We start from the raw sequence: 26,799 nt of genomic DNA on the forward strand, positions 1-26,799 counted from the left end.
CCCTACTCCCCCACCCCTCAACTCCCCTTCGCCTGGGGCAGCCAAAAGGTAAACTCACTCCCCTGACCCAGCGCGCTCTTAACCTCGATCTTGCCCCCCTGCACCTCCACCAGGCGGCGACAGATGGTCAAACCCAGGCCAGTCCCCCCAGAGTTGCGATTGCGGGAGCGATCGGCCCGCCAAAATCGCTCAAACACGTAGGGCACATCTTCCTCTGCGATCCCAATGCCGGTGTCGGCCACGCTTACGTAAACGCGCCCTGGCTGAGCCCAGGCATTTACGGTCACCGACCCCTTCTCGGTATAGCGCAGCGCATTGCCCAGCAGATTGATCACAATTTGCTCAATGCGGCCGGGATCAGCATGAACAAGCGGCAGGTCAGGCGGGCACTGGAGGGTAATAACGACCCGATCGCTGACAAACTGATCGCTAAAGGGATGCACTACCGCCGTAAGCAGCGGGCACAGGGCCACGGTTTGGGCTTGAATGGGTAGATAGCCCGCCTCTAGCTTAGAAAGCTCCTGGAGGTCGTTTACCAGGCGCTGTAGGCGCGTTGTTTCCCCTGCCAATCGTTGGTAAAGTTCAGGCTCAGGGGTTACGGTGCCGTCGGCCAGTCCTTCCAGGTAGCCGTGGATGATGGTTAGCGGCGTGCGTAGCTCATGGGTAAGGTCGCCAATTAACTCGCGGCGGTGTTCCTCGACACCCTCTAGGTCGGCAGCCATGCGGTTAAAGCTGCTGGCCAAACGCTGAATTTCTAAAATTTCTGACGGCGGCACGCGAGAGTCTAGCCGACCTGATGCGAACGATCGCGTCACCTCGGTCATTTGGTCCAGGGGGCGAATAATTCGTCGCGATACCCAGTAGCTCAGACCTCCCGCCGTGCCGCCGCCAACTAAGATTGCCCACAGCATACCCCGGCTCCAGGCCGCCTCAAAACCCTTGACCAACTGGGTCCGCCGCTGCACGCTGAGCACTCCATTCTCGTAGCGCTCCAGCGAAATGATAAACAGCCGGGGAGTATAGAGACGGCCAATGACGGCTAGAGTCAAAATGCCAATTCCCATCACTGCCAGGTGAGAGAAAAACAGGCGACTGCGCAGGCTAACTTTGGCCATAACAAAAAACTTCGGGTTGAGCCCAGGACAGGGGGCGGGTAGACCTATAGGCTAGACCAGGTTAGAGTATTCCAGAGCAATACCTATCCGAACCCTCACCGCGACCCGCCCTGCGGATCGAATTCGCCGCCTGGATCAGGACAGTGCTTGGGGCGGAATGCTCTCAGGTCGGCGTGTTTTGCAAATCGGGCTGTTCCTCAGGCAAAATGGCCCCTTCCACCGGGCAGACCTGGAGGCAAATGCCGCAGTCGATGCAGGTGGAAAAGTCAATCCAGTACCAGTCAGTACCCTTAGCATTTTTGCCGGGTCCTTCGTGAATGCAGGCAACTGGGCAGGCGTCGACACAGTCGGCTACCCCCTCACAGACGTTCGTCACAATGGTGTGGGCCACAATTTCTCCTTACAGGCACAAAGCAGGACACAGGGAATAGCCGTTTCCCCGTGCGAACGATTTGACTACCACCGCCTGTAACCCTCTCTACGCAAGGAATTGGGTTACGGTGGTAGCCATCCCCTACGTTAGTTCAGGGCCTCGATATCTGGCAACCCGCTGGGGCCAATCCAGGCGATGCGGCTAATGTGGCGCTGGCGGGCCAGGTCGCGAATGGCGGCGGGCGCTTCGTCGATCGCCAAATGCACCTCGGCCCGCACCAGGCTGGCCGAGGCTCGCAGGGTTTGGGCGTAGGTAAAGGCCGCTGCTGCCGCCTGGGGCACCGTGGGCACTACCAGCCAGTCGCTAGGGGGCGTATCTTGGGGCAGATGGCCCGTGGGCAGCAGCGTCTGATGCAAAGCCTCAATGTTGAGCACAAACCCAATACCCGGAAACCCCTGACCCTGGCCTTGAAACACTCCTAACAAATTGTCGTAGCGGCCTCCCTGGCCCAACACCTGGCACCCTTGCTCAGGTCCGGTGACGACTTCGAACACTAGACCTGTGTAGTAGTCAAAGGGCTGAATCAGGCTCAGGTCTAAGGTTAGGGCAGGCGCGGAGCGATGGTCGCCTGGGGCTAGCCGTTGGTTATTTTCTTCGGCCTGGGTGACCTCGCGCAATAGGGCGACCAGCGACTTGAGCCGCTCTACCGCTGTCTGAGTATCGCCGTCTAAGGAAAGCTGCCCAAGCGCCTGGAGAACGTCTTCAGGGTGGCCCCGCAGGTCCAGCAAGTTGAGGGCATGCTGGTGAAGCTCTGGAGATAGGTCTAGGGCCGCTAGGGCCACCCGGTCGAGGGTGGCCAGGGCCTGGCGCACGGCCTGGCGCTGGTCGGGATCAAAGGGGGTCAGCAGCGCCTGGGTCAGCTGCGCGTCACCTAAAATTAAGCACCAGGAGTCGAGGTGAAGGTTGTAGAGACAATCCAGCAGCAGCAGCACAATCTCGGCATCGGCTACCGTGGCCCCGGCTCCCAACAGTTCTACACCCGCCTGATAAAATTCTTGCTGACCACCGTGGCTGGCCTGGTTGGCCTGGCGAAAGACGTTGGCGCTGTAGTACAACCGCTGGGGATACGTCACTCTGGCTAAGCGGGTAACGGCGGTACGCGCGATTGATGCGGTGAGCTCAGGCCGCAGTCCTAAACGCTTGCCGGCCACAGGCTGTAGTTCGATGACGGCGGCTTGGTCGATGGCTCCGCCAGCCATCAGGGTATCCATCTGCTCTACGGTAGAGGTGATGATGCGGTGGTAGCCCCAGCGCTGAAAAACCTGCTCCAGACGATTTTCAATCCAGTGTTTTTGCGCGACATCCAGGGGCAGCAGGTCGCGCGCCCCGGCTGGGGGTTGGTAGGTGATCACTTTTTCTTGCCTCCAAACAAACCAAAGAAACCGCCCCCTTTATCAGATGTGCCTTTGTCAGCCGATTTAGGATTAGCCTTTGCACTAGCGGTGTTAGAGCCGCTTGTAGCCGTCCCAGAGGCTCGATCGACTCGAGCCTGAACAGCCTTAGCCCGTTCATCGTTGGCGTCAATCTCAAGGGCCCGTTTGGCGTGGATGCGGGCCATAGTGCCCTGACCGGCCTTTAGGTATAGCGACGATAGATAGCTGTGGCAGGTGACGTCGTTGGGGTAGGTCTTGAGGGCCTCTCGCAGTTCTAGAATGGCGCGGCTGTAGTCTTTGTTGATCTCGTACTCCTGAGCCCGATTGACGTAGCTGCCCAAGATAGCGGCCTGGTTTTGGCGAGGCGAAGGGGGGGGAGCTGGTTGCGCTGAGGTCGATTGAGACCGGCTGGCGGCGCGAGCAGGGGTCGCGGGAGAACTGGCCGAGGTGCGATCGCTAGTCGTACTGCGGTATAGGTAGACCAGATTTAGCTCGCTGAGGGCACCCATCACTTCAGAGAGTCGCTCTAGCCGATCAAACTGCTCTACGGCGAGGGCGTTGACCGCTTGGCGATAGGCGGCATCTAGGTGTGGTGCTTTAAGCAATTCTTGGGCTGCCGTCGAGGTCACTGCCGGAGCCGTTCCTGTACGGCGCAGGGTCTGACCTTTGAGCTTGAGGATTAACCCGTGCTCAGTGCTCGATTTCTCCTGGCTCAGCGCTTCGTAGGCAGGGTTGACTAACTTAGAGAGAATCTCGCTCGCCTGCTGGGCCTCGGCAACAGAAGAAGCCCCCGACAGGCTATCGGGGTGCAGCTTGCGAGCAATGGTTAGGTAGCGCTTGCGCACGGCTTTGGCATCGGCGCTAATGGGTACCCCCAGCACCGCGTGATGGTCGTCAAAGTCAGCTTGAAACAGCCCTTGATCTGGTTTCATGGTCATCTACCGGAGGGACGGCTTAGGGAAGGTACGCTTGCGGGTGAAATACTCTTCACTCTACCCAGCCAACCTAAGTTTAACCAGCCTTGGCGGTTTTTATTGGCAGAGGTCTGGCTAAACTCCGGGGTGGGACGGTGTAACCTAGGCCAGCGGCGGCAGCGCCAGGGGTTTAATCTGCCCCAGGGTGTTGCTCATGGCCTGGTGAAGGTGACCGTTGGTGGCCAGCAGCCGTCCAGATATAACATCCATCGGGCTGCCATCGTAGGCGGTAACTTTGCCGCCGGCTTCTCGCACTAAAACAATTCCTGCCGCAATATCCCAAGGGGCCAGCCCTCGTTCCCAGTAGCCGTCGAGCCGCCCGCAGGCCACGTAGGCGAGGTCAATGGCCGCCGACCCGCCTCGGCGCACGCCCTGGGTCAGGTGGGTGAAGTGGCAAAATTCGGCATAGTTGTTGTCGGGGGTCTCGCGGCGATCGTAGGCAAACCCCGTTACCAGCAGGCTTTGGGCCAGGCGATCGGTTTTCGAGACGTGAATGGGGCGACGGTTAAGGCTGGCCCCGAGCCCAGTCGCCGCCCGAAATAAGTCGTTGTGGATGGGGTCATAGATGACACCCAGCACGGGCTCCCCCTCGGCCAGCAGACCGATAGAAACCGCGCAAAAGGGGTACTGGTGGGTGTAGTTGGTGGTGCCATCTAAGGGGTCAATCGCCCACAGCAGGCTGGCCTCACGACCTCTAATCACCCCAGATTCTTCGGCTAAGACGCCGTGATCGGCGGGCAGGTGCCGCTCCAGTACGGCCATTACGGCCGCCTCGGCCCCGCGATCGGCCTCAGTCACCAAGTCGCCCGATCGCCCCTTTTCATCAATGCTGGTCAGGTTGCCCCAGTAGTGCTGAAGCACGGCTCCGGCGGCCAGGGCGGCTTCGGTGGCGCTGTCGAGCCACCGCTGTAAATTAGACTCAGAGGGCAGGGACATAGAAGATGGATGAAAAGATTTAGCAAGCGTTAGGGTACGACCGAGCAGACCGCTAATCGTCCTCAAGCGGTAGGCCCATACGCACTTTGCCCTTGCCAAAATAGCGGCCAAACTGCAGTTCGTACACCTCGTCCTCGTCCTGGGTTTCGGCCTGAATGGCGCTGCGGGGATAGCTAACGCACAGCAGGGCGTAACCTTGGCGACGTAAATCAGGCGAAAGCCCCATGGCCTCAGGTTGGTCGACCTCGCCCTCCAGCAGGCGCACAGCACAGGTGGTGCAGGCCCCGTTGCGGCAGGCAAAGGGCAGTTCTACCCCCTGGCTCTCAGCCGACTGGAGAATGTAGCGGTCTTCGGGCACCTCTACGGTGTAGATGCGCCCGGTCTGGCGATGGTGAACGGTGACGGTGTGGGTGCGAGCCATGGAGGTTAGCGGTGGCATTAGGGCGGTGGCAGGGGTGAAATAGGGCGATCGCCCCTCAACCCGCCTTTCCCATGCTCGCACGAAACATTGCCTCTGGGCAAAATGAGCCTACTTGAATCCTAGAATCCGGCTCTGCCTCTGTTATCGCGCCCCATTGTTTGCTACGATAGCCTCTCAGCGGTGATAAACCGCCCCCTGGAGAGATGGCCGAGCGGTTGAAGGCGCAGCACTGGAAATGCTGTTTAGGGGTGACTCTAACGAGGGTTCGAATCCCTCTCTCTCCGTTTTTATTGGGCTAATGCCACTGCCCTGTGTTGGCTGGCACCGCGCTACGTCGGGCCTGGCGGCGCTGATGGGCCAATCGCTCTAGGCTGAGCGAAATCACCCCTAGGGTGACCAAAATGACGCCCATCCACTGAATAAACAGCAGGGTCGATTTTTCACCTGGGGTAATGAAATAGGCCAAGAGCGCCGTGACAACTGGCCCACTGGCGGCCACAATCGACGCCTGGGAAGCCCCCAGCAGCTTGACGCCGTAATTGTTGAACAGATATCCCAGCAGAGTTAGCAGGCCGAGCAGCCCGGCCCCAACGTAAAGCCTGACGGGCTGGTTAGGTTCGCCGGGGTCAAGCCCAAAGAAAGAGCCCACAATCAAAATTAGGCTGGTGAGAATAAAAATGGTCGAAAACTGCAGCAGGCTCACCGATACCGGATGCAGCCGCTTAAAGCTCAGCTGCATAGCGATGAGAAAGAGCGCAAAAGCGACGCTGGCCAGCAGCGCTGCCCCAACTCCCCACAGCGATACGCCGCTGCCGGTAATGTCGCTGTAGATTCGGGGGAGGGCCGTAAACACAATGCCCATGCTAATGGCAAACATGACCACCAGCCGCAGGGGGGTAGGGCGATCGCCGAACAAAAACCAGGCCAGAGGCACCGTAATGAGCGGGTACATAAACAGCAGGGTTACGGCTACCCCAGGGCCAACATCGGCAATGGCTTTGTAAATCAACACCTGTGACAAAAACAAAAAGCCACCGCTAGCTATCACCTGCATCAGGGGGCGGCGATCGCTATTTTGAAAAAGCTGCTGTAGGTCGGTCCCCACTCGAGGGTAGAGGCGCGGCGCTACCAGGGCCAGCAGGGGCACGACCACCACCATGCGCAACCACAGCAGCAGCAGCGAGTTAGGAATCGTTAGCGGCAGCACCTCCTCAACTGGAATGCGGCCTAAAACCTGACCACCGTAGCCAATAATGCCAACGATGACGTTGTGCAGCGACAGGGCCAGAGTCGAGAGCACTACCATCAGCAGCCCCATCTGAAGCTGGGCCTGGGTCGGAAAACTGCCCGCCTCAGAAATGACAGCCTTGGTCGGACCAGTTGCTGAGGGCCGAGCCTGGGGTTGGCTGCGCGCGCGCGTTCGAGGGGCTCGGGCGAGACCGGCGGCGGTCGGTAGCGCTGGATTGGGGTATGCCTCAGATCCCTCTGCTCCCAGGCTGGGCTGAGGGCCACGGTAGGTGCTTGGCGGTAGAGCGGGTCCCGCTTCGGCACTACTGCCAGCAGGTGGAGCCCCGTAGCCGTTGTGAGGAGCCGGAGGGGTAACCATCTGGCCCTGGAGCTGCTGGCTGAGTCGGGCCACAAGGGCTTCTAAAATGGCCTCTCCCTGCTGCTCGGCGCTCTGCATCCGGTTAATTTGCTGAGAGAGGCTGCTGTGGTAGCTGGTCAAATCTTGCTGTAGCGATGTCAGGGTGTTCTGAATCGTTGCGTCTAAAGCGGCCAGCCCCTGGATAGCGGTCGTTGAAGGGGCGATCGCGTCTGAACGAGGGGACGAAGTTTGCAGGGCATGGGGATGGGCGTTGGCCAGGGCGGCCTCTAGGCGTCCCTGGAGGTGGGTCGCTAGCGCCACCGCCAAGCGCTTGGCCCAGGCCTGCTGCTGGGCAATCTGCTGTTGAGAAAGGCCTTCTGCGTAGGTGGTTTGGAGCTGCTGGTGCTGCCCCCGCAGGGCTTCATAGTCTCCCTCAAGGGCCTCAATATCGGCCATCAGCCGCTGCTTTTTGGCCTGCAGCTGGGTAATGTCGTCTGATAGGTAGCCAGTAACTTGATGACGCAGGGCCTCCAGGTCGTGGCCCAGAACCCGCAAAACGGCTTCAGCCGACGGGGGGGCGGGCTGGGCAGCAGAGGAATCAGGTAGATGGTCGGAGGGCCCCATGGGTGTCTCTCAGGATGCGTCATCGACTACAACGGCGGGTGGCAGCAGGGCCGCGCCGTCGTGAATGCTAGTATTGTGCTCAAAAAATTCAAAAAGATCTCTAGTAGAGCCACATTTAGGATGGTCTGGCCAAGTTTGAAGCTGCAATCGATGGGTGAATTTTTAACGGCCAGGCTCTCTAAGCGCATTGCCTACTGGGTATTTTTGAGCATTGTCACCATCGAGATTGTTATTTTAGTTCCCTCCGTGATGCGGCGCGAACGGGAACTGCTGAACTACCTGCGATCGCTGTCTACCGCCCAGGCTCTGGGTCGGCTGGATGCCGCTACCCTGGCCAATCTCCAGGACGAGATGCTGATTGACTATCTGCAGGGGCTGCAAACCAACCAGGTCGTTCTAGGCGGGGCTATCTATGACCAGGACGGTATCCAGGTAGGCCGCTTTGGCGAAGCGCCTCAGCTCACTCTGGCCGAAAGCCAGCAGGGCTGGCCGCCCGATCGCTACTACCGTCGCCAGCAGCGCTACGACGCCCCCTGGGACATGCCGCCGCTGCGCGATCGCTACGTGCTGATTGTGCGCCACGATGCCAGCGGTGTGCAGCGAGAGTTCTTTGCCTTCATTGGTCGCATTACCGGGCTGATCGTGATTATTTCGGTGTTTGTGACCGGGGCTACCCTGGTGGTGCTGCGGCGACTGCTGATTCAGCCGATTATGCTGCTGCGGCAGGATTTAATTACCGCCGGTCAGGCCATTGGCGACGACTGCGATACTCAAACCCTGGCCTTTGCCTCGCTGCCCTACGCCTGCGCCGATGAGCTAGGCGATGTAATTGCGGCGTTTGAGCAGATGTTTGGCCAGATTACTGCCGCGGTGGCGACCCGCAAGCAGAGCGAAACTCGATTTCGCACCTTAGTTGAGCAGGCCGTGGATGCCTTTTTTGTGGTAGATGCCGCTGGCCAGGTGCGCGATGTCAACCAAAACGCCTGCGACAGCCTGGGCTACAGCCGCGATGAGCTGCTGACTCTAGCGGTGACCGACATTCAAACCACCTACAGTCAGGCCGATTTTGAGGCTATCTGGCGGCAGCTCAAGCCGGGCTTGCCCCAGACGCTCGAAGGCTGGCACCAGCGTAAAGACGGCAGCGGCTTTCCGGTCGAGGTGCGCCTGGGACTGCTGGATTTGGGCGGCGATCGCTACGGGCTGGCTCTGGCTCGCGATATTCGCGATCGCAAGGCCTCCGAAGCGGCCCAGGCTCGCCTAGCCGAAATTGGCGAACTGGCCGCCATGATTGTCCATGAGGTGCGCAGCCCGCTGACGACGGTACTGCTGGGGCTCAATTCGTTTCGATCGCTCGATCTTCCCGACCGCTTTCAAACTCGCCTTGAGCTGGCCCTAGAAGAGTCTGAGCGACTGCAAAAGCTGCTCAACAGCATTCTCATGTATTCTCGCGATCCGGCCCTGGTGCCAGAACCGATTGAAATCAATGCCCTGGTGCAGCATTTGGCCACCACGTTAGAGGCCGGTGTAAGCGTTCAGTCGCCGCCTTTGGCTTTGCGAACCCTTCCCTACGCTGTCAACATCAGGGGCGATCGCGACAAGCTCAAGCAGGTCTTTATCAACCTGCTGACCAACGCCCGCGACGCCTGCCCCGCCACTGGCACCATCACCTGGGCCGTGCAGCCTCCGGTCGCTGGACAGGTAGCCATTAGCATTCACAACGACGGCGAACCGATCGCGCCCGAGCTGCTGCCCAAGCTGACCCAGCCTTTTTTCACCACCAGGGCCTCAGGCAACGGTTTGGGGTTGGCCATCACCAAGCGGATTGTAGAAGCTCACCAGGGGCAGCTGTTGATTACCTCCAACGCCGCTGGCACCGAAGTGACGGTTACGCTGCCCCTGGCTGGCCCAGCCTAGCGCCCAGGTCTACTGGCAACATCGACAAGATCGACAGATGCTTGGGCTGTCCCTAGCCCCACGGGCGCTGACTACTGCACCTGAGCGGGCTAAAAAGCATCCAAATCAAGCGCTTTAGAGCCACCTTCCTCAATCAGCAGCAAAATCTTGCCCAGCTGTGACCAGATCAGCAGGCCGCTGAGCAGGGTCATCGGCACTCCCATGGCGTAGGCGGCTTTGGCCGAGAACCCAAACAGCTCAATGCCAGAGGCCAAAAACACGCAGACTCCGGCACAGATGCCGAAAAAGGGAATCTGTAGCTGCGGCCCTCGCATAGTAGCCAAAATGCGGGTAGAGCGCTTGCTGTTCCACTCAGCAACTGACTGCTGCAACGTAGTGCTAAAGGCATAGCCCGAAGCCACCGCAGCCAAAAATCCAGCTAGAAACAAAACGTAGGGCGGTTGTGGGTACACAGGCCTAAGAAAAACGAAACAATAATTTACTTCCCCTGATTATAGGGGAGAGCTGCCCCCAAACCGACAGGTAAACAACGTAAACCTAAATCAACCTGCGGCCTGAGATTGCAGCACCTGGCGCAGGTCGCCTACCGCTGGCACGAGCTGTTCAGCTCGCTCTAGGGAATAGTTGGTTAGGGCTCCCCAGGCCACCCCCAGCACCTTGTCAAACGTTATTTCGTCTTTAACCAGGGCCCACAGTCGCTGTACCTCCTGGGTGTGCAGACGGTCGTCCTCGGTCAGAGCCAGCACAATCATCTCGCGGAGGTGAGCACCCTCCTCAGACATTAGATAGCGAATACCCAGGCCAGCCGTTGGCAACAGGTCAAACCCATCATCGCCACGGGCGATCGCCAGCATGTTCTCCAGCCGATCCCACTGCAGCTGTCCGTCTTGAAACAGCACCTCAAGCAGCCGCTGCCTGAGGGCCGGGGTTTCGCCCAGCAGCAGCCGACGGGCGACGTAGGGGTAGGCTACGTTAATGATCTTAAAATTGGGGTTGAGGCTCAGGGCCAAGCCCTCCTGGGTCACCAGGGAGCGAATGATCAGGGCAAACTTAGCCGGTACCCGAAATGGGTACTCATACATCAGCTCCGAAAACTGATCGGTAACGGTTTTAAAGTTGAAGTCGCTAACCTTTGCCCCTAGGGCATCGCCCAGCACTCGATTTAGAGCGGGCACAATCGGGCCGAGGTCGGTATCAGAGGTCAAAAAGCCCAGCTTGACAAAGTCTCGCCCCAGACTGTCAAAATCCTGGTTGATCAGGTGCACGACAGCGTCGACCAGGGTTTCTTTAGTCACCTGATCGAGCTGATCCATCATGCCGAAGTCGATGTAGGCCATCCGGCCATCGGCTAGGGCAAACAGGTTGCCGGGGTGGGGGTCAGCGTGGAAGAACCCAAACTCGAGCAGCTGTCGCAGCCCGGCGGTGACGCCAATCTCGATCAGCTGATCGGGGTCAAGATTGTCCCTCTGCAGCGACGCCATATCGGTGAGCTTGCAGCCGTCAATCCATTCCAGGGTAAGCACCCGCTGGCTGCAGTAGGGCCAGTAAATTACGGGTACCTTAACGGTACTGTCGTCCTTAAAATTAGCCGCAAACCGCTCGGCATTGCGGCCCTCGTTGAGGTAGTCAATTTCTTCAAACAGTTTGGTGCCAAATTCATCCACGATTAGGGTGAGGTCGTGCCCCAGGTTGAGAGGCAAAAACCGCCCCAGCCAGCCCGCTGCCCAGCGCATCAGGTAAAGGTCGCGACACAGCACCGGGCGCAGGTTGGGCCGCTGCACTTTAACCGCCACCTCTTCGCCCGAGAACAGCCGTCCCCGGTACACCTGCCCCAGGCTCGCTGCCGCTACCGGCAAGGGCGATAGATTACTAAAAATTTCTTGAGGGCTGTAGTCTAGCTCTGCCTCGATAATCGCCATCGCCTCAGCGGTGGGAAAGGGCGGCAGCTGGTCCTGGAGCTTGGTCAGCTCATCGAGAAAATCTTGCCGCACCAGGTCGGGTCGGGTTGAAAGGGCCTGGCCCACTTTGATAAAGGTTGGCCCTAAATTGGTCAGCACCTGACGCAGCTGGGCAGCCCGGCGGGGACGATTTTGGGCCTCGCGCCCCAGCCAGCGATCGCTCTGTAGGCCCAGTACGAAGGTGCCCAACCACCACAAAATTTGCAAAACTCGCCAGCCCAAGCTGCCCAGCCGCCAGCGAAAGTGGCGGGCGATCGCCGCTGCGTCGTAGGTGCCCAATAAAGCTGGATCTATCGCTGCCACTGCGCCAATTGCCCCTTACGTCACGGTTACATCACTGTGCGGTGCTGCCCTAATCGGCGGGGCTATCGCTGGCCAACAGCTACCGACAACAGGCCCCAGCAACAGGTCAGAAGGGCGTGGCGGCAAGCGGCGATCGAAAACCCCTAAATTGGGTTAATCTACCTTAAATATAGTATAGAAAACTACAAACAATTCTGACGCAATTTTGGCCGCTGTTAAGCCAGGTTTTTGGTGTGAAGGCTTTCGCTCAGCGCTTGGCCGACTTGTCTCAGACCAACGCTAGCAATACTGCGCGGTCTTGAGCCCTACCTTGGTCAGGCAGTCCTTGAGCGTCTGTACGACCTGAACCTGGGCCGCTTCTCCCAATTCTGGAAACATCGGTAGCGACAGCACCTGATGGGCGGCGGCGTCAGCCTGAGGCAGATCTCCCGGTTGGTAGCCCAGATGGCTGTAGACCGGCTGCAGATGCAGAGGCAGGGGGTAATAGACCATGCAGATTACCCCCGCTTCGCGCATCAGCTGCTGCAACTGGTTGCGCTCCTGTCCTTCAGCGGTGGCTTGAGGCAGTCGCAGGGTGTACTGGTTCCAGACCGAGCGGCCAAAGGTCACCGGCAGCGGACGCACCACCTCGGCCACCGAATCTAGAAGGGTATGATAGCGATCGGCCACCTGAGTCCGCCGCTGGTTCCAGGTATCGAGGTGGCGCAGCTTAACCGCTAAAATGGCGGCCTGCACCGAATCCAGGCGGCTGTTGACGCCAATCGCTTCGTGGTGATACTTGACTCGACTGCCGTGCTCAGACAGCATGCGGGCGGTGGCGGCGAGGGTTTCGTCGTTGGTGGTTAGCGCTCCCCCATCGCCGCAGCCCCCCAGATTTTTGGTGGGAAAAAAGCTGAAGCAGCCGACATGCCCAATGCTACCTACCTGCTGCCCCATCCACTCAGCGCCAGTCGCCTGGGCGCAGTCCTCAATAACTATCAGCTCGTAGCGAGCGGCTAGATCCATCACTGGCCCCATATCGACGGGCCGACCAAACAGGTGCACGGGCATAATCGCTCGGGTGCGATCGCCAATAACCGCTTCAATTTTGGTTACGTCTAAGTTAAACGTGCTGGGGTCAATATCGACAAAAACCGGCTTAGCCCCCACTGCGCTAATCGCTTCCGCCGTCGCAATAAAGGTAAAGGGTGAGGTAATAACCTCGTCGCCAGAGCCTATGTTCAAAGCCCGCAGCGCTAGATAGAGGGCATCGGTGCCAGAATTGCACACAATGCAATGCTCTGAGCCTACATAGTCACCAAAGGACTGGGCAAAGGTTTCGACAATTGGCCCGTTGATGTATTGTCCAGAGGCCAGCACCTCAGCCACGGCAGCATTTACATCAGATTGAATTGTTCGAAACTGCTCCGTAAGATCAACAGGAGGAATTACACTCACTCGCTCACACTCACCTAGTGGATAGGCCTAGTTTACCCTACCCCAAGACTGCATCGGGCCTGAGGCGGCATCGAGGTTGTCGCTGGCCCGTTACCTCTAGCCATAGCCTCGCTAGCCCAGGAGATTTCCGTGACTGATCTGCCTATTTTTCCTCTCCCCTTGGGCTCTCCCCAAGACCTTTCCCCTCCAAAACTTTTTGCTCAGAATGACCCTGCCCGCTGGATGCGGCGCTGTTTAGAACTGGCCAGCCTGGCGGCTGGTCAAACGGCCCCCAATCCAATGGTTGGCTGTGTTGTATTAAACGCTGGCATCGTTGTCGGAGAAGGCTTTCACCCAGGGGCTGGGCAGCCCCATGCTGAGGTGTTTGCCCTGGCTCAAGCAGGCGATCGCGCCAGAGGGGCAACTCTCTATGTCAACCTAGAGCCCTGTAACCATACTGGGCGCACTCCTCCTTGCACCGAGGCGGTGATTCGGGCTGGCCTGAGTCGGGTGGTGGTGGGTATGGTTGACCCTGACCCCAGGGTCTCAGGCTCAGGCATTGAGCGCTTGCGCCAGGCTGGTATTGAGGTAGAGGTTGGGGTAGAAGAAGCCGCTTGCCAGCGCCTGAATGAAGCGTTTGTGCAGCGCGTCACTCACCAGCGACCCCTCGGGCTGCTGAAATACGCCATGACCCTGGACGGCAAAATTGCGGCTACCAGTGGCCATAGTGCCTGGGTCACGGGTCCAGTGGCTCGGGCCGCCGTCCATCAGCTGCGCGCCACCTGCGATGCTGTTGTTGTTGGCGGCAATACCGTCCGTCGCGACAATCCCCGGCTGACCAGCCACGGCTACAGTGCCCACAATCCGCTGCGGGTCGTCATGAGCCGCCGTCTCGATCTTCCCGCTCAGGCCAACCTGTGGCAAACCAAAGATGCCCCCACGGTGGTTTTTACCGCCTCCGAAGCTGACCCAGAGCGCCAACAGCTGTTGACGGCTCTGGGGGTGGAGGTAACAGTGCTGCCTGCGTTGACCCCCCGCCTCGTCACTGAACAGCTTTATCAACGGGGCTGCGCCGCCGTATTGTGGGAGTGCGGTGGCTTGCTGGCGGCCGAGGCCATCAAAGATGGCGTAATTGATAAGCTATGGGCATTTGTCGCGCCTAAGCTCGTCGGTGGCGCGAATGCTCCCGGCCCGGTTGGCGATCTAGGCATTCAGCAGATGGACCAGGCCCTGGCTCTAGATCGCATCACCTGGCGCACCTTAGGAAACGACCTACTTTTGGAAGCCTATTTACGCTTTTCAGAGTCGGCCTAGCGCTTTACGTCAGGATACTGCTCTACGGTCCTCACCGCAGTTTTTCAGGTGAGCTGTTAGGCTGACGTAGAATTTATTGGGCCTAAGGGTAAATGCGTACCAGTCGAGGAATGTCGTAGACAAGCTCTCGGTTGCGCATGAAGGCGTCTAGCGCTAGCCGCAGGTCGTCCTTGCCGCGGAAGGATTCAATACGCTGGTAAACCTCCCCCTGGTCAAACAGCAGCAGGGTGGGCAAATTGGAGAGGCGGTAGGTGTTGGCCAACCGCAGGTTTTCGTCGGCATTGATGTCAATCAGCCGCACGTGATCTTGCCATTCGCTCTGAAAGCTCTGTAGAACCGGAGTAATCATTTTACAGAGCCCACACCAAGGAGCCCAGAAATGAACTAGCACAGGCAGTTCAGACTCAAGTACAGCTGCTCTAAAGGTAGCTTCGCCAACAGACATTGACATTGACTATATAAAAAAGAGCTTGACTAACCATCCGGAGCGCCCTAACAGCACCCGCAGATAACTTTAACGTTTGAAGGGAATTCGAAAATATTCGTGGTTGCTATTGGGATCATTGTAGACCAGTTGAGAATGGAAGTTAATGGGCAGGATCAAGGATTGTGCCAAATCCCTAACACGGTTCCTGGCCAGAGCATACTGGTGGTAGCGGCCAACTGTGAATATTGTGGTGCAGCTAGCGGTGGGGTATGCCCCTCTGCGATCGCCCGCCCAACCTTAGCATTCCATCGGCTGATGCTGCTGAAGTAGTTCTAGAGCACTGGCGGCGGGTAGTGGTTTGGCAAAGAAATAGCCCTGACCATAGTCGCACCCCTCCTGTCGCAGAATAGCTACCTGGGTGGCGGTTTCTACCCCCTCTGCTACCACTTCCATGCCCAGCTTTTGCCCCAGGGTCAAAATGGTGTTGATGATGGCCCGGTCTTCATTGCTTTTCTCCAGGCGACCCACGAAGGATTTGTCTACCTTCAGCGTATCCATTGGAAAGCGGTGCAAGTAGCTGAGCGAGGAGTAGCCGGTGCCAAAGTCATCGATGGCCAGCTTCAGGTCAAGGGATTTGAGCTTCAGCATCAGGTCAATAGCGGCATCGACATCGCCCATCACCATGCTCTCGGTAATTTCTAGTCGTACACAGTGTCCATCCACCTGAGTTTCTTGCAGGGCAGCCTCGATTTGATGGATTAAGTCGGGCTGCCCGAACTGTCGATTAGATAGATTAATGCTCATGGTCAGGTGGCGATAGTGGGGAAACTGATTGTGCCAGTGGTGCAGCTGCCGACAGGCCTCGCGAAAAATCCACTGGCCCAAAGCCATGATCAGCCCGGTTTCTTCCGCCGCCGGAATAAAGGCGCTGGGCAGCACAAACCCCCGATCTTTCTGGTGCCACCGTACTAGAGCCTCAAATCCGGCCAGGTCTCCGGTTTTGAGATTGATAATGGGCTGGTAATACAGCAAAAATTCGTGATTGTCGAGGGCACTGAGCAAGTCGCTTTCAAGCTGAAGTCGATTGACAGCTTCGGTAAGCATACCGGCAGCAAATATTTCAAACCGCGTCTTGCCCAGGGCCTTTGCTCGGTACATAGCTGTATGGGCATCGCGCAGCAGGTCGGCGGGCTTGTGCTGTAGGCCAGGTTGGCTAATCGCCATGCCAATGCTGAGGGTGCTGGGCAATTTTTGGCCGTGCAGGGTGAGTGGCTCTGAGAGGGCATACTGCAGCCGATCCATGAGCTCTCCGGCGGCAGTGCTGTCTAAATGGGTCAGCAGGAGCGCAAACTCGTCGCCCCCAACTCTGGCCACCTGGGCCTCGGGTGGCATGTGCTGCACCAGCCGCTGAGCCATCAGCTGTAGCACTTCGTCGCCCACTTGATGGCCCAGACTTTCGTTAATTACCTTAAAGCGATCGATGCCCATGAAGGCCACAATCACAGGCTGCTCAGTACTCTGGCGGTAGTAGAGAGCCTGCTGAATTGTACCTATGAATGCTTCGCGGTTGGGCAGGCCCGTCAGGGAATCGTGGGTGGTACGGTAAAGCAGCTTGTAGGCCAGCACCACCGCCATTGCGGCTACAATCCCGGTGGCTGGTTCAGCTATGGGTAGCCAAACCAGCCCGTTGACGGCCAGCCACCCGCCTGCCCCCACCCCCCCAATCAGTAGACCGCTGGACAGCAGCAGGCCGCTGGGGCCTTTGACAGTCCAGACCAGTCCGCCAGCCGCCAGACACCAGCCCCAGAGCCAGAGCCCCTCGGCCCAGGGAGGCAAAAACCTGTAGTGGGCGGGCTGCCCGGTAACGATGTCTAGCAGCTGTCGAATCATTTGCCCGTGGATAACTACCCCAGGCATGGTTAGCTCTTTGTCTTGGTTGAAGCTGAATGGGGTGTAAAAGCGGTCTTTAAGACTGGCAGCGGTGGTGCCAATCAGGACAATTTTGCCGTTGATCCAGGCGGGGTCGAACTGACCGCTGAGGACCTGGCTAATGGAGAGGTGGCGGGCCGGCATTTGATCGGTGTGGTAGCGCAGCAAAATTTGATAGCCGCGGCTGTCAACATTTTGGTAACCGCCGTCGCGAGCCGAAAGCACTCGAATGGCGCGATCGCCCAAAAATAAGTGGTTTGCCTCCGCTCGTAGGACGTCAGACGCGTAGCCTTGGTAGGCCATGACCACTCGCAGGGCAAAGGAGTAGTAGCCCCCCTCAGGGCTGCGCACGAAGACTAAATTGCGACGAATTACGCCGTCGGAATCGGTGGGAAAATCGTTGAATCCTACCCGCGCTGGCTCGACTGTAGGAGGAGCGGGCACTTCACCCTGTCCCTGAGTACTGCCTACGTTCATGATGGCAACGAGATTTGGTGCTGACAGAGACTCTACCAAGTCGCTCGATCCTGGTGGACGCAGAGTGCTGCGGTAAAGATCTAAGCCAACAACTTTGGGGTTTTGAGCTTGAAGAGTTTGGAGCACCTCCGCCAGCAGTTCATCACTGAGGGGCCAGCCGTACTGGCGAATATCGGCCTCGGTAATGCCCACGATGGTCATACGGGGGTCAAGCCCCTGACTGGGGCGCGACCGCACCAGTTGATCAAATAAAAACAGTTCCGCTGGCTCTAGAACGTTCAGTAGCTTTACACCCGTAACCATGGCGCTAGCCAGCAGGCTTGCCAACAGCACAATTTTGCCGCCAGTGGTTAGGGGCGTAACTCCCCACCAGTGGAGCACCTGAGGTATCACGCTACGGCGCAGTCGGTGGCTTACTCTGTTAATCATCGTCGCCTTCACAATTGCTGGGCCTTCAAAAGACAAGAAACTAAACGACGGAGAATGTCTCAGGTAGCACACCCAGTATCCTCTATCTCTGAAGCACTCTCCTAGAGCAATCTGGAGCGTTCACTAGGGATAGAGGACTGCTGTTAAGCATGCCCAGCTGAAAGGTTCTTGGGCCAGAGTGATAGCTTTCTTATTGGGCTGTGGTCATACCCAGAGCTTATTTTGGCTTGGGTTTAAAAACAGTGGCGGCAGACTCGAGACCCGAATCTGCCGCCACTGTGCTGAGTTTTTATGGTTCTAGTCAATTGGTCTTTCCCTACTTTCTCAGCCTCAGGAGAGGCTACACCATTATTGTGCTGCCGTTGGCTCTGGCATGATCCAGTGAGTACCGCCGCCCTGGCGGCGGCCTGGAAACTCATCCCGACTTTTGGCGCTGGCTATCGATTGCATGCCAAACGCCTGAAAAATCACCATAACCGTTAGCGATAGTGTTCCAATGGCGAGAACCGAGTAGTAGGAACGAGCAGTGTGTCCCAGTGGGGTTTGCATAAGATGTATCGTTGTGGCCTCAGAACTGACTGGGTCAAGCCTGAGGGTAGACGCTCCCTAAACAACATTGAACGACCAGGCATTCTTTGACCAGGGCTGAGATGCGGGCCAAGGTTTAACCAGTGAAGCCTGTATCCATTAAGGCTGAAGCTGATTAGGACCATCGACAGGGGACCCACGGAACTTTGTGTTACGAGAATTTACGGAATTTTCAGGTTTACTTAAGGAGGAACTGTCATGATTTTGTAAATTTTGCTGAAACTTTCCTGACGCTGGCAAACATAGCTAAAACTACCGTCGGCTGACGCAGTGCTTCCGATAAAACTCGGGTCGAATCATCCGTGAACCTACGGAATTTGGGCGGGCGAACCTGGTGTTAGCCAATTTGGGCAAATACTAGGCCCAGTAAAAGGCCAAGAACAGCGCCGATTGAAGTATTAATGCCGTTGACGACCTCGTTGGTTAGCCAAGCGAATTTGGGCTGGAGCGTAGCGCCAATTAGGCTTTCTAAAGTAGTGGCTAAAAAAGCAGCCACCAGGCAGAGTCCGATGGCCCAGGGGTTGATTAGCCTTACCCCCCAGCCAACTAGCGCTATAACCGCTGACCCCCCGATACCGGCCAGGGTGCCCTCAAGGCTGATGGCCCCTTCGGTACCGGCGGGTACGGGTTTGAGTGAGGTGATGAGAAAGGTGTGCTGCCCGTAAGCTTTGCCCACTTCGCTGGCGGTGGTGTCGGAAAGTTTGGTGCTGAGGCTGCTGACGTAGGCCAGGGCCAGTAGCGGTAGCCACAGCTGCTGGCTGGCCGGGGTGGCAGCGGCCCCCACAACGGCGATCGCGATCGCGCAAACGGCGGCGGCTAAGGCCGACCCCCAAACGTTTTCTGGCCCCCTTACCCCCGATCGCCCCTCGGCAATGCCCGCCTCTTCTTTGCGCTGCTGGCCCAGACGGGTGATAGCTGAACCGGCCAAAAAGTAGGCCATCACCACGAGGTAACCTCGCCAGCCCAGGCCGCCCCACACGATTACCCCCAGTACCCAGGCGTGGAGGTACCCGGCTGGAGTGAGCAGCTTTTTGGGCAGAACCCAGGCGATCGCGAGCAGCGCTGTATTGACCAGTGCGCCAGTCAGCCACCCTGTTGCCTGAGGAGCCAAGAGCACTGGAGAGATGACCGCCACAGACAACGTCATAGACTACCTCGTAGGCCTTGCTCCTAGTCTAAATGGCAAAGGACTTGTGCAAGTGTAAGCAGTTACTCTGCTCAGGGCCAGGTTCATAGGTTAAGCGATCGGCCACCAGGTACATAATTTTAAGCCCTCGCCCGCTCTCTGAGTCTGGGTTGTTGACCGTAATTTTGTGGCGCAACATTGAGGACAAATCAAAGCCTGGGCCCTGATCCCAGATGCGGATATCGATGGTGCGATCGCTCACCGCCACCTCAATACGTACGGGGGTGGCTAGGGGTAGCCCGGCATGGGCATGGCGCACGGCGTTGGTAAAGCCCTCGATCAGCGCCAGCTGGCACTGCAGCCAGATGTTGTGCGGAATTGGCGCAGTCTGAAACTGATCGAACCACGCCAGTACCGACTTTAGGGCCGTAGGGTCAGTTTGGGTTTCAATCTGGCTGGTGTGCTGGTAGGTCAAAGCAGGCTATGGCTAGATCGCTCACCTCTGCATCATAGGCTGAAGCTCATCCTGGCAAAAGCCTTGAAGCAAAGAGTTTTACATCTTTGTGTGCTTTGAGGCACGACTCGAGCTCGATTCAATCTCAAGTCAATCGGGTGGGGTACTGAGCCAGGCCAGCAGATTGCGGCGGAGACGGCCGAGGTCTCGGTAAAATTCCTGCTGCACAAATTGCCCCAGCGCATCGAGGGGGCTAAACGATGCCCCAGGTTGCCAGCCAAACTCCTGGGCAATGGGTGTCGTGTGAGAACCCTGTAGCAGTTGTACGGTAGTTCGTTCTGCAAAGCGCCGCACCAGCACCTCTGAGAGGGGACGGGTCTGATCGAGGGTGTCACTGCGAAATTTAATTAGCAGGTTGTGCGCTACCGGGTAGCGATCGCGCACCAGGGCTAGCGTGGTCTCTGGGTCGGGGGTAAACTCGACGTTGAACGCTGGGCTAAACTGCGCGGCCTGCTCCAAAAAAGGGATCGAACGCCGGGCCGGGTAGTTGTTAAAGCTCATATAGATATTGCCGATCCGCTCCACATCCCAAAGGCAGTTAATCAGCAGGTGTACTTTGCAACCCATGCTGTGCCCTAACCCGTAAATAGGCAGGCTGCCGTAGTTAGTCAGCACGCGCTTGTCCAGGTAGCGCATCGCCTGGTCAAACGTAACCAGCACCTCCTGGGCAATGACCGTGTGGTCAAAGGTATTGATAAAAGGAGTCGCTACGATGACGTAACCCTGCCGAGCCAGGTTTTCCAGCAGCCACTGGTAGGTCACGCTGGGGGCTGCCGCCACAAACGCTCCCCCCAGAAAATGCACGATCGCCACAGGGTTGGGGGGAACTAAAATCCAGTTGCCAGATATTTCTTGCCAGTTCATCACGACCTGTAGCTGCGTCCTCATAGATCAAACTAGGTCAAGCCAGTGCAGCCTGTCCTGGTCTAGTTGTCTGTCTATTACTGTAGTCAGTTTGCCACTCGGATGGGCAACCCGAGCCGCGATCGCCGCCCCTGTGCCTAAGCGCCTAGGATCATCTACCGCTAATTGGCCTTGCCTTCCGCTTCCGTGGAGCGGTAAGCTCGATGGGCCGAGTGAGGGAAAAGCTATGGGGCAGGGGAATGCGATCGCAGAGCGCACCATATCGGTCAACGGCTTGACCTGGTTCTATCGCGAGCATGAGCCCATCGGTACCTCATCCCGGCTGCCGGTTATTTTGCTCCACGGTCTGGTGTCTCAGAGCTACAGCTGGCGGCAGGTCATGCCCGTTCTAGCCCAGCAGGGGTTTCACACCATTGCCCCCGACTGGATTGGCCACGGTCGCTCAGACAAGCCCGATCGCCGCGATTTTGCCTACACCCCTGGGGCTTTTGTTGAGGCCTTGGGTGCCTTTCTCGATGCCCTCAATCTATCTCAGGTGCACTTGGTAGCCCAGGGTTTTCTAGGCTCAGCCGGTATTCAATACGCCCTGCAGCATCCCGATCGAGTCGATCGCCTGGTTATGATCAATGCTCCCATTGGTCCCGGCGCTAAGCTGCCCTGGAAAATTCGCCAGATGGGTCTGCCTCTAGCCGGGGACATGATCACCCAAGACCCGCTGCTGGTCGATCGCACCCTGGAGGGCGGTGGCCCTTACCAGATAGATGACGCCGATTTAGACGTCTATCGGCGGCCCTTCCTGAAAAGTTCAGACGTGGGTCGGGCTTTGATGACCACAGTCCGTCGGATGGCTATAGATGAGGTTAGCGCTGCGATCGCCGCTGACCTGTCTAAGTGGGACCACCCCACGCTGGTCCTGTGGGGGGTAAGTGACCCCTGGCTACCGGTCAGTTTGGCCGAATCCGCAGTCCAAGCCCTTCCCAACGGCGAACTGCAAACCTTAGATGAGGTAGGCCATTACGCCCAAGAAGACTGGGCCGAAAAAGTGGCCACTGCCCTTGATAGCTTTTTGCGTCAGATGGTTCCATAAACCGATCAAAGGCTACAGGTGACGCCATCAGCTAAATCACAAGCTGCAAAACGAATTGAGTCTAAGCTCAGCGGCGAAGTCTTTCCGGTGGGGCAATTCTAGCTTTCGCTTGACTTGGTATCGAAGTCTAGATTCAGAGTTTATGCTAGGGAAATATGGCGTTGTCCAGTTCGATCAGGGGGTACCACCGCCTGTGTAGCCAAAGCTAAAACAGCGAACTGGCCTACAACCGTCGTCTACAGATCGCCGCAGGCATCCTAACGTCGATGGTGGCGGCTATAGGTTGCACTGTGGGTTCAGCAACAAGCCTTTACTCAAGGAGGATGTGATGGCCGTCAAACAGCAGTTTCAAAGTTTTTCAGATCTCTTGGCCGAGGCTCAGATTCCTGTCTTGGTCGATTTCTATGCTACCTGGTGTGGGCCTTGTCAAATGATGGCAGGCATCCTCAATCAGGTCAACAACGAACTCAAAGGCCAGCTCAAAATTGTCAAAATTGACACCGATAAGTACCCTCAAATTGCCTCTCAGCACCAGGTAGCCGCTCTACCTACGCTGGTTTTGTTTAGGGCTGGACAGCCCATCGATCGCATCGAAGGAGTGCTGCCTGCCCCTCAACTCGTAGCCCGGCTTCGCCGCCACCTGGGCTAGCCTATGAAGGCAGTACCCTGCGCGATCGCCCTAGGCAGCAACCTGGGTGACTCTCAGCACATTCTCCGGGCGGCCCTGGTTGCTCTCCACAACCCACCCACCGTAGATCTGGTAGCTCAGTCTAGCGTTTATCAAACCGTGCCCATTGGCCCGGCCCAACCCGATATTCTAAACGCCTGCGCCCTAATCCACACCACTCTGTCGCCCCAGCACCTACTCAATTGGCTGCTGCAAATCGAACAAGACTTTGGCCGCGTCCGTCGCCAACGGTGGGGTCCTCGCACCCTTGATCTTGACCTCATCTTCTATGGTCAGACTTGTCTCACTGAGCCAAACTTGCACATTCCGCACCCTAGGCTGAGAGAACGTGCCTTTGTGCTCGTTCCTCTAGCTGAGATAGCCCCCGGTTGGATTGACCCCGTCAGCGGTCAATCGGTCCAACACCTTTGCGATGCGCTTGACCTAGCTGGAGTCAAGCGCCTTAGTACTATCCTTCACCAGCCCTAAATTAGACGGCCTAAGATAACACTACAATGGGGTGATCATTTGTGCCCTTTTTGAGCCCTTTCCTATGCCGCTTGGTCAAGAGCCTCCCCAACTGCTGAAGCAGCGCCTATTCTACGAGGGCCGTAAATTTAATTTTGAGGTCAACCGGCTGCGATTGCCCAACCGAGCTGAGGGTGACTGGGAATGTATCCGCCATCCCGGTGGTGCACTAGCCGTACCCGTTACCGCCGCAGGTGAGTTAATAATGGTACGCCAGTACCGTTTTGCTTTGCAGGGGCGGTTGCTAGAGTTTCCAGCCGGCACTATCGAAGCTGAAGAAGCTCCTGCCGACACCATTCGTCGAGAAATTCAGGAAGAGATTGGCTACACCGCTCAAACCTGGCTGCCCATTGGCAACTTTCCCCTGGCTCCTGGCTATTCTGACGAAATTATTTATGCCTTTCTGGCCACCGATCTAGAACCTATTGAGTCCCCTCCCGAGGCCGACGCTGACGAAGATATAGAGGTTGTTCTGTTTACTCCCGCTCAGCTAGAAAAAACCATTGTGGCCGGAGAAGCAGTAGACGCCAAGTCAATTGCTAGCTTCTATCTGGTCAAACCCTATTTAGAAAAGCTGGCGGCACTATAGGGTGTTCAAACATCAGAACCAAATATCAGAACACCGAAACAGCGGTCTTTCGTGGTAATAGCCAAAATTTCGTATAGATAGAACGTTTTGCAGGCATCCTATCCATACGGCAGTTTTCTATATCAATCTGTCAGGGCATCAATCTGTCAGGGCTACGATGCGTCATTTCACAGCTTTTTGATAACCTAATTAGGCTTGTTGGTCTCCAAGCTGTAATACGGGTTCAACCAATCTAGGTTGAGTTCATAAAGGTGGTCGATAACCCAGGTAGCTCGGCGATGAATCATTTGGTAGGGATAGGTGTGGGCAACTCCGAGTACAGGCACTCCGGCACGCTTGGCGGCTTCGATGCCGGCGAAAGAATCTTCAACAGCTAGGCAATTGGCAGGGCACAGGGCTAGGTCACCAAACTGCTGATTGAGGCGCTCGATCGCTAGTAAATACCCATCGGGGGCAGGCTTGCTAACTCCAGGTGCAAGATCATCGGCTGAAATAATTAGCCCTACGTGCTCACCCCAATGGACCAGGGACAGCACAGTTTCAATTTCGCTACGACGGGCTCCTGACACAATCGCTAGCTTAAGTTGCGCTGCGCGAATTTGGTAAATCAAGTCGTCAAGGCCAGGGTACAACGGTAGCGGATTTAGTCCGGCCAGTACCTCCAGGTAGCGGGCAGCTTTTCGATTAAGCAATTTTTCTAGGTAAGTGTCTGACACCACACGCCCTTGACGAGCCAGCAAATCACTGAGACAGGCGGCATCAGACCGTCCTAGGCAGCACTCTTCTAGGTCTTGCGGATTTGGCCGGAGATTCTCTTCTAGGAGCAACTCCTCAATGAGCCGTTCGTGGATAGCCTCGTCGTTGATGATGAGGCCGTTAAAGTCTAATAAAACTGCCTTTAAAGCCATTAACCCAGCCAAAGAGATATTAAGAGATGCAACATGCGTTCATATCTGTTAGCTTAGCCCGGTTTTGGCAACTCTAGAACACCGCGTTAGTCCCCTTGGGCTGGGCTTTTAAGGATTGATTGAGAGGATTATCAGCATAACGCTAGAGGGGGCGTCACCGGCTTCGAGAGGCTAAATCTCGCTCTGCTGAGCTTGTGGCTACCCCGTAAAACTACGGAGATTTCCGCTTGGCCTTCGCCGGAGTACCGTAGATCAACGATGGTGAATGCCGGTGTCAATCCCGAGAATAGATTCAGTTCTCAGCGAACCCGCTCTCGTAAGGACACCCGCAGATATGGCTACCCAAACTTCGACAATTCGCTCCCGTGGCATGGAACTGCTGATGCAGTACAAGCAGTCTCCCTCTGTACAGTTACGCAACAGGCTAGTACAACTCAATGCTGGTCTGGTTCGTAAAATTGCTCATCGGGTCAGCCACCAGTGTTCTGAACCCTATGAAGATCTGGAGCAAATTGGCTACATCGGCCTGATTCGAGCCATTGAGCGGTTCAACCCTGGTCAGGGCTGTGCTTTTAGCTCTTTTGCCGTTCCCTACATTCGGGGTGAGATGCTGCACTTCCTGCGCGATCGCGGCACTACCGTTAAGATTCCCCGGCGCTGGCAAGATCTCCAGAAAGAGTCTCAGAAACTTCAGATGGAATTGATGCGCAGCCTGGGCCGCAATCCTAGCGACCACGAAATGGCTGAGGCCTTAGATGTATCGGTCAAAGAATGGCGGGAAGTGAAGATGGCTCACAAAAACCGTTTGCCCCTTAGCCTCGATGCTACCGTCTGCCAACAGGTTGACTCCAATATTACTCTCGGCGAAACCCTTCCGGATACTCATTACCAACTCATGCAGGCGCTAGAGGAAGATCGCCAACAAATTCAGCGTGCTCTAAATCAGCTTGAGGGCAAGACTCGTACCGCCATTGAGTTTGTATTCTTCAAAGGATTGTCTCGTAAAGAAGTGGCTGAGAAAATTGGGGTTAGCCCGATGACCGTTACCCGCCGCATTCAGCGTGGGGTAGATGAGATGATTGCATTCCTGCAGCCCCAAGAGCTGAGTATCGATCCTTAGAGCCCATATAGCCTGCCGTTTAATGTACAAGAGTATCGCTGCAGGGAGTTTGAATGGACTTCCTGCAGCGATGTGTTTGAGGGGGCAATGCTTGGCCACAGCCGTAGCTTTCCAAGCCTGCGAGTATAGACATTGAAAAACAAAAAGCCTTGCCGACTGGCAAGGCTTTTTATATATCGGAGCGGCGGGATTTGAACCCACGACCCCCACTACCCCAAAGTGGTGCGCTACCAAGCTGCGCTACGCCCCGGTCTTTTTGAATTGTGCTTACCTAGAGTACCACAGAGTTAGGGTAAATCTCTGAAAAATCTGAGAAATCAGTCTTTGGTCTGCCGCGGTGCTAAAACAGCGCTAGATGCTGAATGGCCTGTACGACGTGTTGAGCAGCGACGGTATCCCATTTGCCCTCACAGCCACGACCTGAGGCCAACACAAATCTAAGGCTGTAGGCGTCAGGAAATCCTTCGGCCTCTAGCCAAAGATCGTCGGCCTCGGCTTCGCAGGTGATGCGCTCCGCCTCCATTAGCTCGGATGCGATCGCCCCCATCGTCTGGCTAATGTCCAGCACCAACCGGCGAAAGGTTTGAAACTCGGCCTCGGTTAGCTCGACTGCCCAGGCTTCGCCTCCCAGCAGCCCCTTATAGCAGGACGCAGTGGCGTCCCAACCGAGCCGCCACCCATCACCTTCTTTAGTAAACCGCTGATTCACGGCTGATCCACGAAGACAGGCAATCCCTCGAGCCTATTCGCCAATAATCTCAGGCTGGGTCAGCTCGTCAGACATCTCAATGATGGCGCGCAGTACCGGTTTCATCTTGGGGTCTTCGTAGTTTTCAAAATCTTCAAAGCGCCGCCGTTGGGCACGGTTAGCTACCTGTACCGTAATGCGATAGCGGTTGGAGGCAGCCCGAATCAGGTCCTCGGTACGTCGCATAACTTGGGTGCTGTCAAAGGGAGAGCGCTTAACCATAACAACCTGAATGAATAACTCAAGCCTCCATATTACCAAGAATTTCAGGTGTCACTCAGATACAGAGTTGGTAGGTGCTATCTTCCAGGGCCATTTCATTCTCAAGGAAGGCTGAAGATGCTAGAGTTTCAGGCTGATTCATCTTTTCCTTAGGCTCTATGCATCTTTCTCCTCCATCCCCTGCTACGGTTCCCCAAACCCACCCCGAGT

Annotated in this window: 26 protein-coding genes and 2 tRNA genes; 8 read left to right on the forward strand and 20 right to left on the reverse strand. The window is 56.9% G+C overall.

Features of this window, described 5'->3' with window-relative positions; all coding sequences use genetic code 11:
- Positions 1-17 precede the first annotated feature (17 nt).
- The 6 genes from ACQ4N7_RS27235 to ACQ4N7_RS27260 all read right to left on the reverse strand — a co-directional run bounded on the left by ACQ4N7_RS27235 (position 18) and on the right by ACQ4N7_RS27260 (position 5,252).
- A complete protein-coding gene (locus ACQ4N7_RS27235) occupies positions 18-1,115 on the reverse strand; it encodes a sensor histidine kinase (protein WP_430714584.1) in 1,098 nt (365 codons plus the stop codon).
- Positions 1,116-1,278: 163 nt separating this feature from the next.
- Positions 1,279-1,506, reverse strand: coding sequence for an indolepyruvate ferredoxin oxidoreductase subunit alpha (locus ACQ4N7_RS27240; protein ID WP_430714585.1), 228 nt, complete (start codon positions 1,504-1,506; stop codon positions 1,279-1,281).
- Positions 1,507-1,634: 128 nt separating this feature from the next.
- Positions 1,635-2,897 carry an ATP phosphoribosyltransferase regulatory subunit gene (locus tag ACQ4N7_RS27245; RefSeq protein ID WP_430714605.1) on the reverse strand — a complete coding sequence of 421 codons (1,263 nt, stop codon included), beginning with the start codon at positions 2,895-2,897 and terminating at the stop codon, positions 1,635-1,637.
- The gene (locus tag ACQ4N7_RS27250) at positions 2,897-3,853 is read right to left on the reverse strand and encodes a J domain-containing protein (protein WP_430714586.1); all 957 of its coding nucleotides are present in this window, start codon (positions 3,851-3,853) and stop codon (positions 2,897-2,899) included. The genes ACQ4N7_RS27245 and ACQ4N7_RS27250 overlap by 1 nt, the downstream gene beginning before the upstream one ends.
- A gap of 144 nt (positions 3,854-3,997) precedes the next feature.
- Complete coding sequence (locus tag ACQ4N7_RS27255; RefSeq protein ID WP_430714587.1) at positions 3,998-4,831, reverse strand: inositol monophosphatase family protein; 834 nt, start codon at positions 4,829-4,831, stop codon at positions 3,998-4,000.
- Positions 4,832-4,883: 52 nt separating this feature from the next.
- On the reverse strand, positions 4,884-5,252 hold the full coding sequence (locus ACQ4N7_RS27260; RefSeq protein ID WP_106868503.1) for a 2Fe-2S iron-sulfur cluster-binding protein: 369 nt from the start codon (positions 5,250-5,252) through the stop codon (positions 4,884-4,886).
- A gap of 197 nt (positions 5,253-5,449) precedes the next feature.
- Here ACQ4N7_RS27260 and ACQ4N7_RS27265 point away from each other — a divergent pair.
- Positions 5,450-5,536: transfer RNA gene (locus ACQ4N7_RS27265), tRNA-Ser, on the forward strand.
- Between the two features lie 11 nt (positions 5,537-5,547).
- On the opposite strand, the gene ACQ4N7_RS27270 is transcribed toward ACQ4N7_RS27265, so the two are convergent.
- The gene (locus tag ACQ4N7_RS27270) at positions 5,548-7,461 is read right to left on the reverse strand and encodes an EamA family transporter (RefSeq protein ID WP_430714588.1); all 1,914 of its coding nucleotides are present in this window, start codon (positions 7,459-7,461) and stop codon (positions 5,548-5,550) included.
- A 150-nt stretch (positions 7,462-7,611) separates the two neighbouring features.
- Here ACQ4N7_RS27270 and ACQ4N7_RS27275 point away from each other — a divergent pair, with 150 nt between their 5' ends.
- The gene (locus tag ACQ4N7_RS27275) at positions 7,612-9,375 is read left to right on the forward strand and encodes a sensor histidine kinase (protein ID WP_430714589.1); all 1,764 of its coding nucleotides are present in this window, start codon (positions 7,612-7,614) and stop codon (positions 9,373-9,375) included.
- A gap of 89 nt (positions 9,376-9,464) precedes the next feature.
- Here the strand turns inward: ACQ4N7_RS27275 and ACQ4N7_RS27280 are convergent, their stop codons facing one another.
- From ACQ4N7_RS27280 to ACQ4N7_RS27290, 3 genes are all read right to left on the reverse strand, one after another.
- On the reverse strand, positions 9,465-9,827 hold the full coding sequence (locus ACQ4N7_RS27280; RefSeq protein WP_430714590.1) for a hypothetical protein: 363 nt from the start codon (positions 9,825-9,827) through the stop codon (positions 9,465-9,467).
- Positions 9,828-9,917: 90 nt separating this feature from the next.
- Complete coding sequence (locus ACQ4N7_RS27285; protein WP_430714591.1) at positions 9,918-11,636, reverse strand: ABC1 kinase family protein; 1,719 nt, start codon at positions 11,634-11,636, stop codon at positions 9,918-9,920.
- A gap of 279 nt (positions 11,637-11,915) precedes the next feature.
- Entirely contained in the window at positions 11,916-13,073 is a 1,158-nt protein-coding gene (locus ACQ4N7_RS27290; protein WP_430714592.1) for a DegT/DnrJ/EryC1/StrS family aminotransferase, read from the reverse strand.
- A gap of 159 nt (positions 13,074-13,232) precedes the next feature.
- Between ACQ4N7_RS27290 and ribD the strand changes: the two genes are divergently transcribed.
- Positions 13,233-14,366 carry a bifunctional diaminohydroxyphosphoribosylaminopyrimidine deaminase/5-amino-6-(5-phosphoribosylamino)uracil reductase RibD gene (gene ribD, locus ACQ4N7_RS27295; RefSeq protein ID WP_430714606.1) on the forward strand — a complete coding sequence of 378 codons (1,134 nt, stop codon included), beginning with the start codon at positions 13,233-13,235 and terminating at the stop codon, positions 14,364-14,366.
- A gap of 82 nt (positions 14,367-14,448) precedes the next feature.
- Here the strand turns inward: ribD and ACQ4N7_RS27300 are convergent, their stop codons facing one another.
- The 6 genes from ACQ4N7_RS27300 to ACQ4N7_RS27325 form a co-directional block, all read right to left on the reverse strand.
- Positions 14,449-14,817, reverse strand: a complete 369-nt coding sequence (locus ACQ4N7_RS27300; RefSeq protein ID WP_430714593.1) for a thioredoxin family protein — start codon at positions 14,815-14,817, stop codon at positions 14,449-14,451.
- A 273-nt stretch (positions 14,818-15,090) separates the two neighbouring features.
- The gene (locus ACQ4N7_RS27305; protein WP_430714594.1) at positions 15,091-17,628 is read right to left on the reverse strand and encodes a putative bifunctional diguanylate cyclase/phosphodiesterase; all 2,538 of its coding nucleotides are present in this window, start codon (positions 17,626-17,628) and stop codon (positions 15,091-15,093) included.
- Between the two features lie 348 nt (positions 17,629-17,976).
- Complete coding sequence (locus ACQ4N7_RS27310; RefSeq protein WP_430714595.1) at positions 17,977-18,177, reverse strand: hypothetical protein; 201 nt, start codon at positions 18,175-18,177, stop codon at positions 17,977-17,979.
- Between the two features lie 376 nt (positions 18,178-18,553).
- Positions 18,554-19,363: a TIGR00297 family protein gene (locus ACQ4N7_RS27315; protein ID WP_430714596.1), complete on the reverse strand. Its 810-nt coding sequence runs from the start codon at positions 19,361-19,363 to the stop codon at positions 18,554-18,556.
- Between the two features lie 28 nt (positions 19,364-19,391).
- Positions 19,392-19,817, reverse strand: coding sequence for an ATP-binding protein (locus ACQ4N7_RS27320; protein WP_430714597.1), 426 nt, complete (start codon positions 19,815-19,817; stop codon positions 19,392-19,394).
- A 129-nt stretch (positions 19,818-19,946) separates the two neighbouring features.
- Complete coding sequence (locus ACQ4N7_RS27325) at positions 19,947-20,720, reverse strand: DUF1350 family protein (protein ID WP_430714607.1); 774 nt, start codon at positions 20,718-20,720, stop codon at positions 19,947-19,949.
- A 226-nt stretch (positions 20,721-20,946) separates the two neighbouring features.
- On the opposite strand from ACQ4N7_RS27325, the gene ACQ4N7_RS27330 reads away from it, so the two are divergent.
- The 4 genes from ACQ4N7_RS27330 (at position 20,947) to ACQ4N7_RS27345 (ending at position 23,591) form a co-directional block, all read left to right on the forward strand.
- Complete coding sequence (locus ACQ4N7_RS27330; RefSeq protein ID WP_430714598.1) at positions 20,947-21,807, forward strand: alpha/beta fold hydrolase; 861 nt, start codon at positions 20,947-20,949, stop codon at positions 21,805-21,807.
- Positions 21,808-22,135: 328 nt separating this feature from the next.
- Positions 22,136-22,456 (forward strand): thioredoxin, encoded by a 321-nt coding sequence (gene trxA / locus ACQ4N7_RS27335; protein WP_430714599.1) that lies wholly within the window; start codon positions 22,136-22,138, stop codon positions 22,454-22,456.
- 3 nt (positions 22,457-22,459) lie between these two features.
- Positions 22,460-22,963, forward strand: coding sequence for a 2-amino-4-hydroxy-6-hydroxymethyldihydropteridine diphosphokinase (folK, locus tag ACQ4N7_RS27340; RefSeq protein ID WP_430714600.1), 504 nt, complete (start codon positions 22,460-22,462; stop codon positions 22,961-22,963).
- Between the two features lie 64 nt (positions 22,964-23,027).
- Complete coding sequence (locus ACQ4N7_RS27345) at positions 23,028-23,591, forward strand: NUDIX hydrolase (protein ID WP_430714601.1); 564 nt, start codon at positions 23,028-23,030, stop codon at positions 23,589-23,591.
- A gap of 185 nt (positions 23,592-23,776) precedes the next feature.
- Here the strand turns inward: ACQ4N7_RS27345 and ACQ4N7_RS27350 are convergent, their stop codons facing one another.
- Complete coding sequence (locus ACQ4N7_RS27350) at positions 23,777-24,499, reverse strand: HAD family hydrolase (protein ID WP_430714602.1); 723 nt, start codon at positions 24,497-24,499, stop codon at positions 23,777-23,779.
- A 334-nt stretch (positions 24,500-24,833) separates the two neighbouring features.
- Between ACQ4N7_RS27350 and ACQ4N7_RS27355 the strand changes: the two genes are divergently transcribed.
- Positions 24,834-25,619, forward strand: a complete 786-nt coding sequence (locus ACQ4N7_RS27355; RefSeq protein WP_430714603.1) for an RNA polymerase sigma factor SigF — start codon at positions 24,834-24,836, stop codon at positions 25,617-25,619.
- Positions 25,620-25,795: 176 nt separating this feature from the next.
- On the opposite strand, the gene ACQ4N7_RS27360 is transcribed toward ACQ4N7_RS27355, so the two are convergent.
- From ACQ4N7_RS27360 to ACQ4N7_RS27370, 3 genes are all read right to left on the reverse strand, one after another.
- A tRNA-Pro gene (locus ACQ4N7_RS27360) sits at positions 25,796-25,869 on the reverse strand.
- Between the two features lie 90 nt (positions 25,870-25,959).
- Complete coding sequence (locus ACQ4N7_RS27365) at positions 25,960-26,328, reverse strand: DUF1818 family protein (RefSeq protein WP_430714604.1); 369 nt, start codon at positions 26,326-26,328, stop codon at positions 25,960-25,962.
- A 33-nt stretch (positions 26,329-26,361) separates the two neighbouring features.
- Positions 26,362-26,589, reverse strand: a complete 228-nt coding sequence (locus ACQ4N7_RS27370; protein WP_026072917.1) for a DNA-directed RNA polymerase subunit omega — start codon at positions 26,587-26,589, stop codon at positions 26,362-26,364.
- Between the last annotated feature and the right edge of the window lie 210 nt (positions 26,590-26,799).

It is taken from the genome of Nodosilinea sp. AN01ver1 (assembly GCF_050565655.1).
In the GTDB taxonomy this organism is placed as follows: Bacteria; Cyanobacteriota; Cyanobacteriia; order Phormidesmidales; family Phormidesmidaceae; genus Nodosilinea.

Coding starts and splice junctions, on each gene's coding strand:
- ACQ4N7_RS27235 (WP_430714584.1), bottom strand. CDS start 1,115: ATGGCCAAAGTTAGCCTGCGCAGTCGCCTGTTTTTCTCTCACCTGGCA.
- ACQ4N7_RS27250 (WP_430714586.1), bottom strand. CDS start 3,853: ATGAAACCAGATCAAGGGCTGTTTCAAGCTGACTTTGACGACCATCAC.
- ACQ4N7_RS27255 (WP_430714587.1), bottom strand. CDS start 4,831: ATGTCCCTGCCCTCTGAGTCTAATTTACAGCGGTGGCTCGACAGCGCC.
- ACQ4N7_RS27260 (WP_106868503.1), bottom strand. CDS start 5,252: ATGGCTCGCACCCACACCGTCACCGTTCACCATCGCCAGACCGGGCGC.
- ACQ4N7_RS27270 (WP_430714588.1), bottom strand. CDS start 7,461: ATGGGGCCCTCCGACCATCTACCTGATTCCTCTGCTGCCCAGCCCGCC.
- ACQ4N7_RS27275 (WP_430714589.1), top strand. CDS start 7,612: ATGGGTGAATTTTTAACGGCCAGGCTCTCTAAGCGCATTGCCTACTGG.
- ACQ4N7_RS27300 (WP_430714593.1), bottom strand. CDS start 14,817: ATGTCAATGTCTGTTGGCGAAGCTACCTTTAGAGCAGCTGTACTTGAG.
- ACQ4N7_RS27305 (WP_430714594.1), bottom strand. CDS start 17,628: ATGATTAACAGAGTAAGCCACCGACTGCGCCGTAGCGTGATACCTCAG.
- ACQ4N7_RS27310 (WP_430714595.1), bottom strand. CDS start 18,177: ATGCAAACCCCACTGGGACACACTGCTCGTTCCTACTACTCGGTTCTC.
- ACQ4N7_RS27315 (WP_430714596.1), bottom strand. CDS start 19,363: ATGACGTTGTCTGTGGCGGTCATCTCTCCAGTGCTCTTGGCTCCTCAG.
- ACQ4N7_RS27325 (WP_430714607.1), bottom strand. CDS start 20,720: ATGAACTGGCAAGAAATATCTGGCAACTGGATTTTAGTTCCCCCCAAC.
- ACQ4N7_RS27330 (WP_430714598.1), top strand. CDS start 20,947: ATGGGGCAGGGGAATGCGATCGCAGAGCGCACCATATCGGTCAACGGC.
- trxA (WP_430714599.1), top strand. CDS start 22,136: ATGGCCGTCAAACAGCAGTTTCAAAGTTTTTCAGATCTCTTGGCCGAG.
- folK (WP_430714600.1), top strand. CDS start 22,460: ATGAAGGCAGTACCCTGCGCGATCGCCCTAGGCAGCAACCTGGGTGAC.
- ACQ4N7_RS27345 (WP_430714601.1), top strand. CDS start 23,028: ATGCCGCTTGGTCAAGAGCCTCCCCAACTGCTGAAGCAGCGCCTATTC.
- ACQ4N7_RS27350 (WP_430714602.1), bottom strand. CDS start 24,499: ATGGCTTTAAAGGCAGTTTTATTAGACTTTAACGGCCTCATCATCAAC.
- ACQ4N7_RS27355 (WP_430714603.1), top strand. CDS start 24,834: ATGGCTACCCAAACTTCGACAATTCGCTCCCGTGGCATGGAACTGCTG.
- ACQ4N7_RS27370 (WP_026072917.1), bottom strand. CDS start 26,589: ATGGTTAAGCGCTCTCCCTTTGACAGCACCCAAGTTATGCGACGTACC.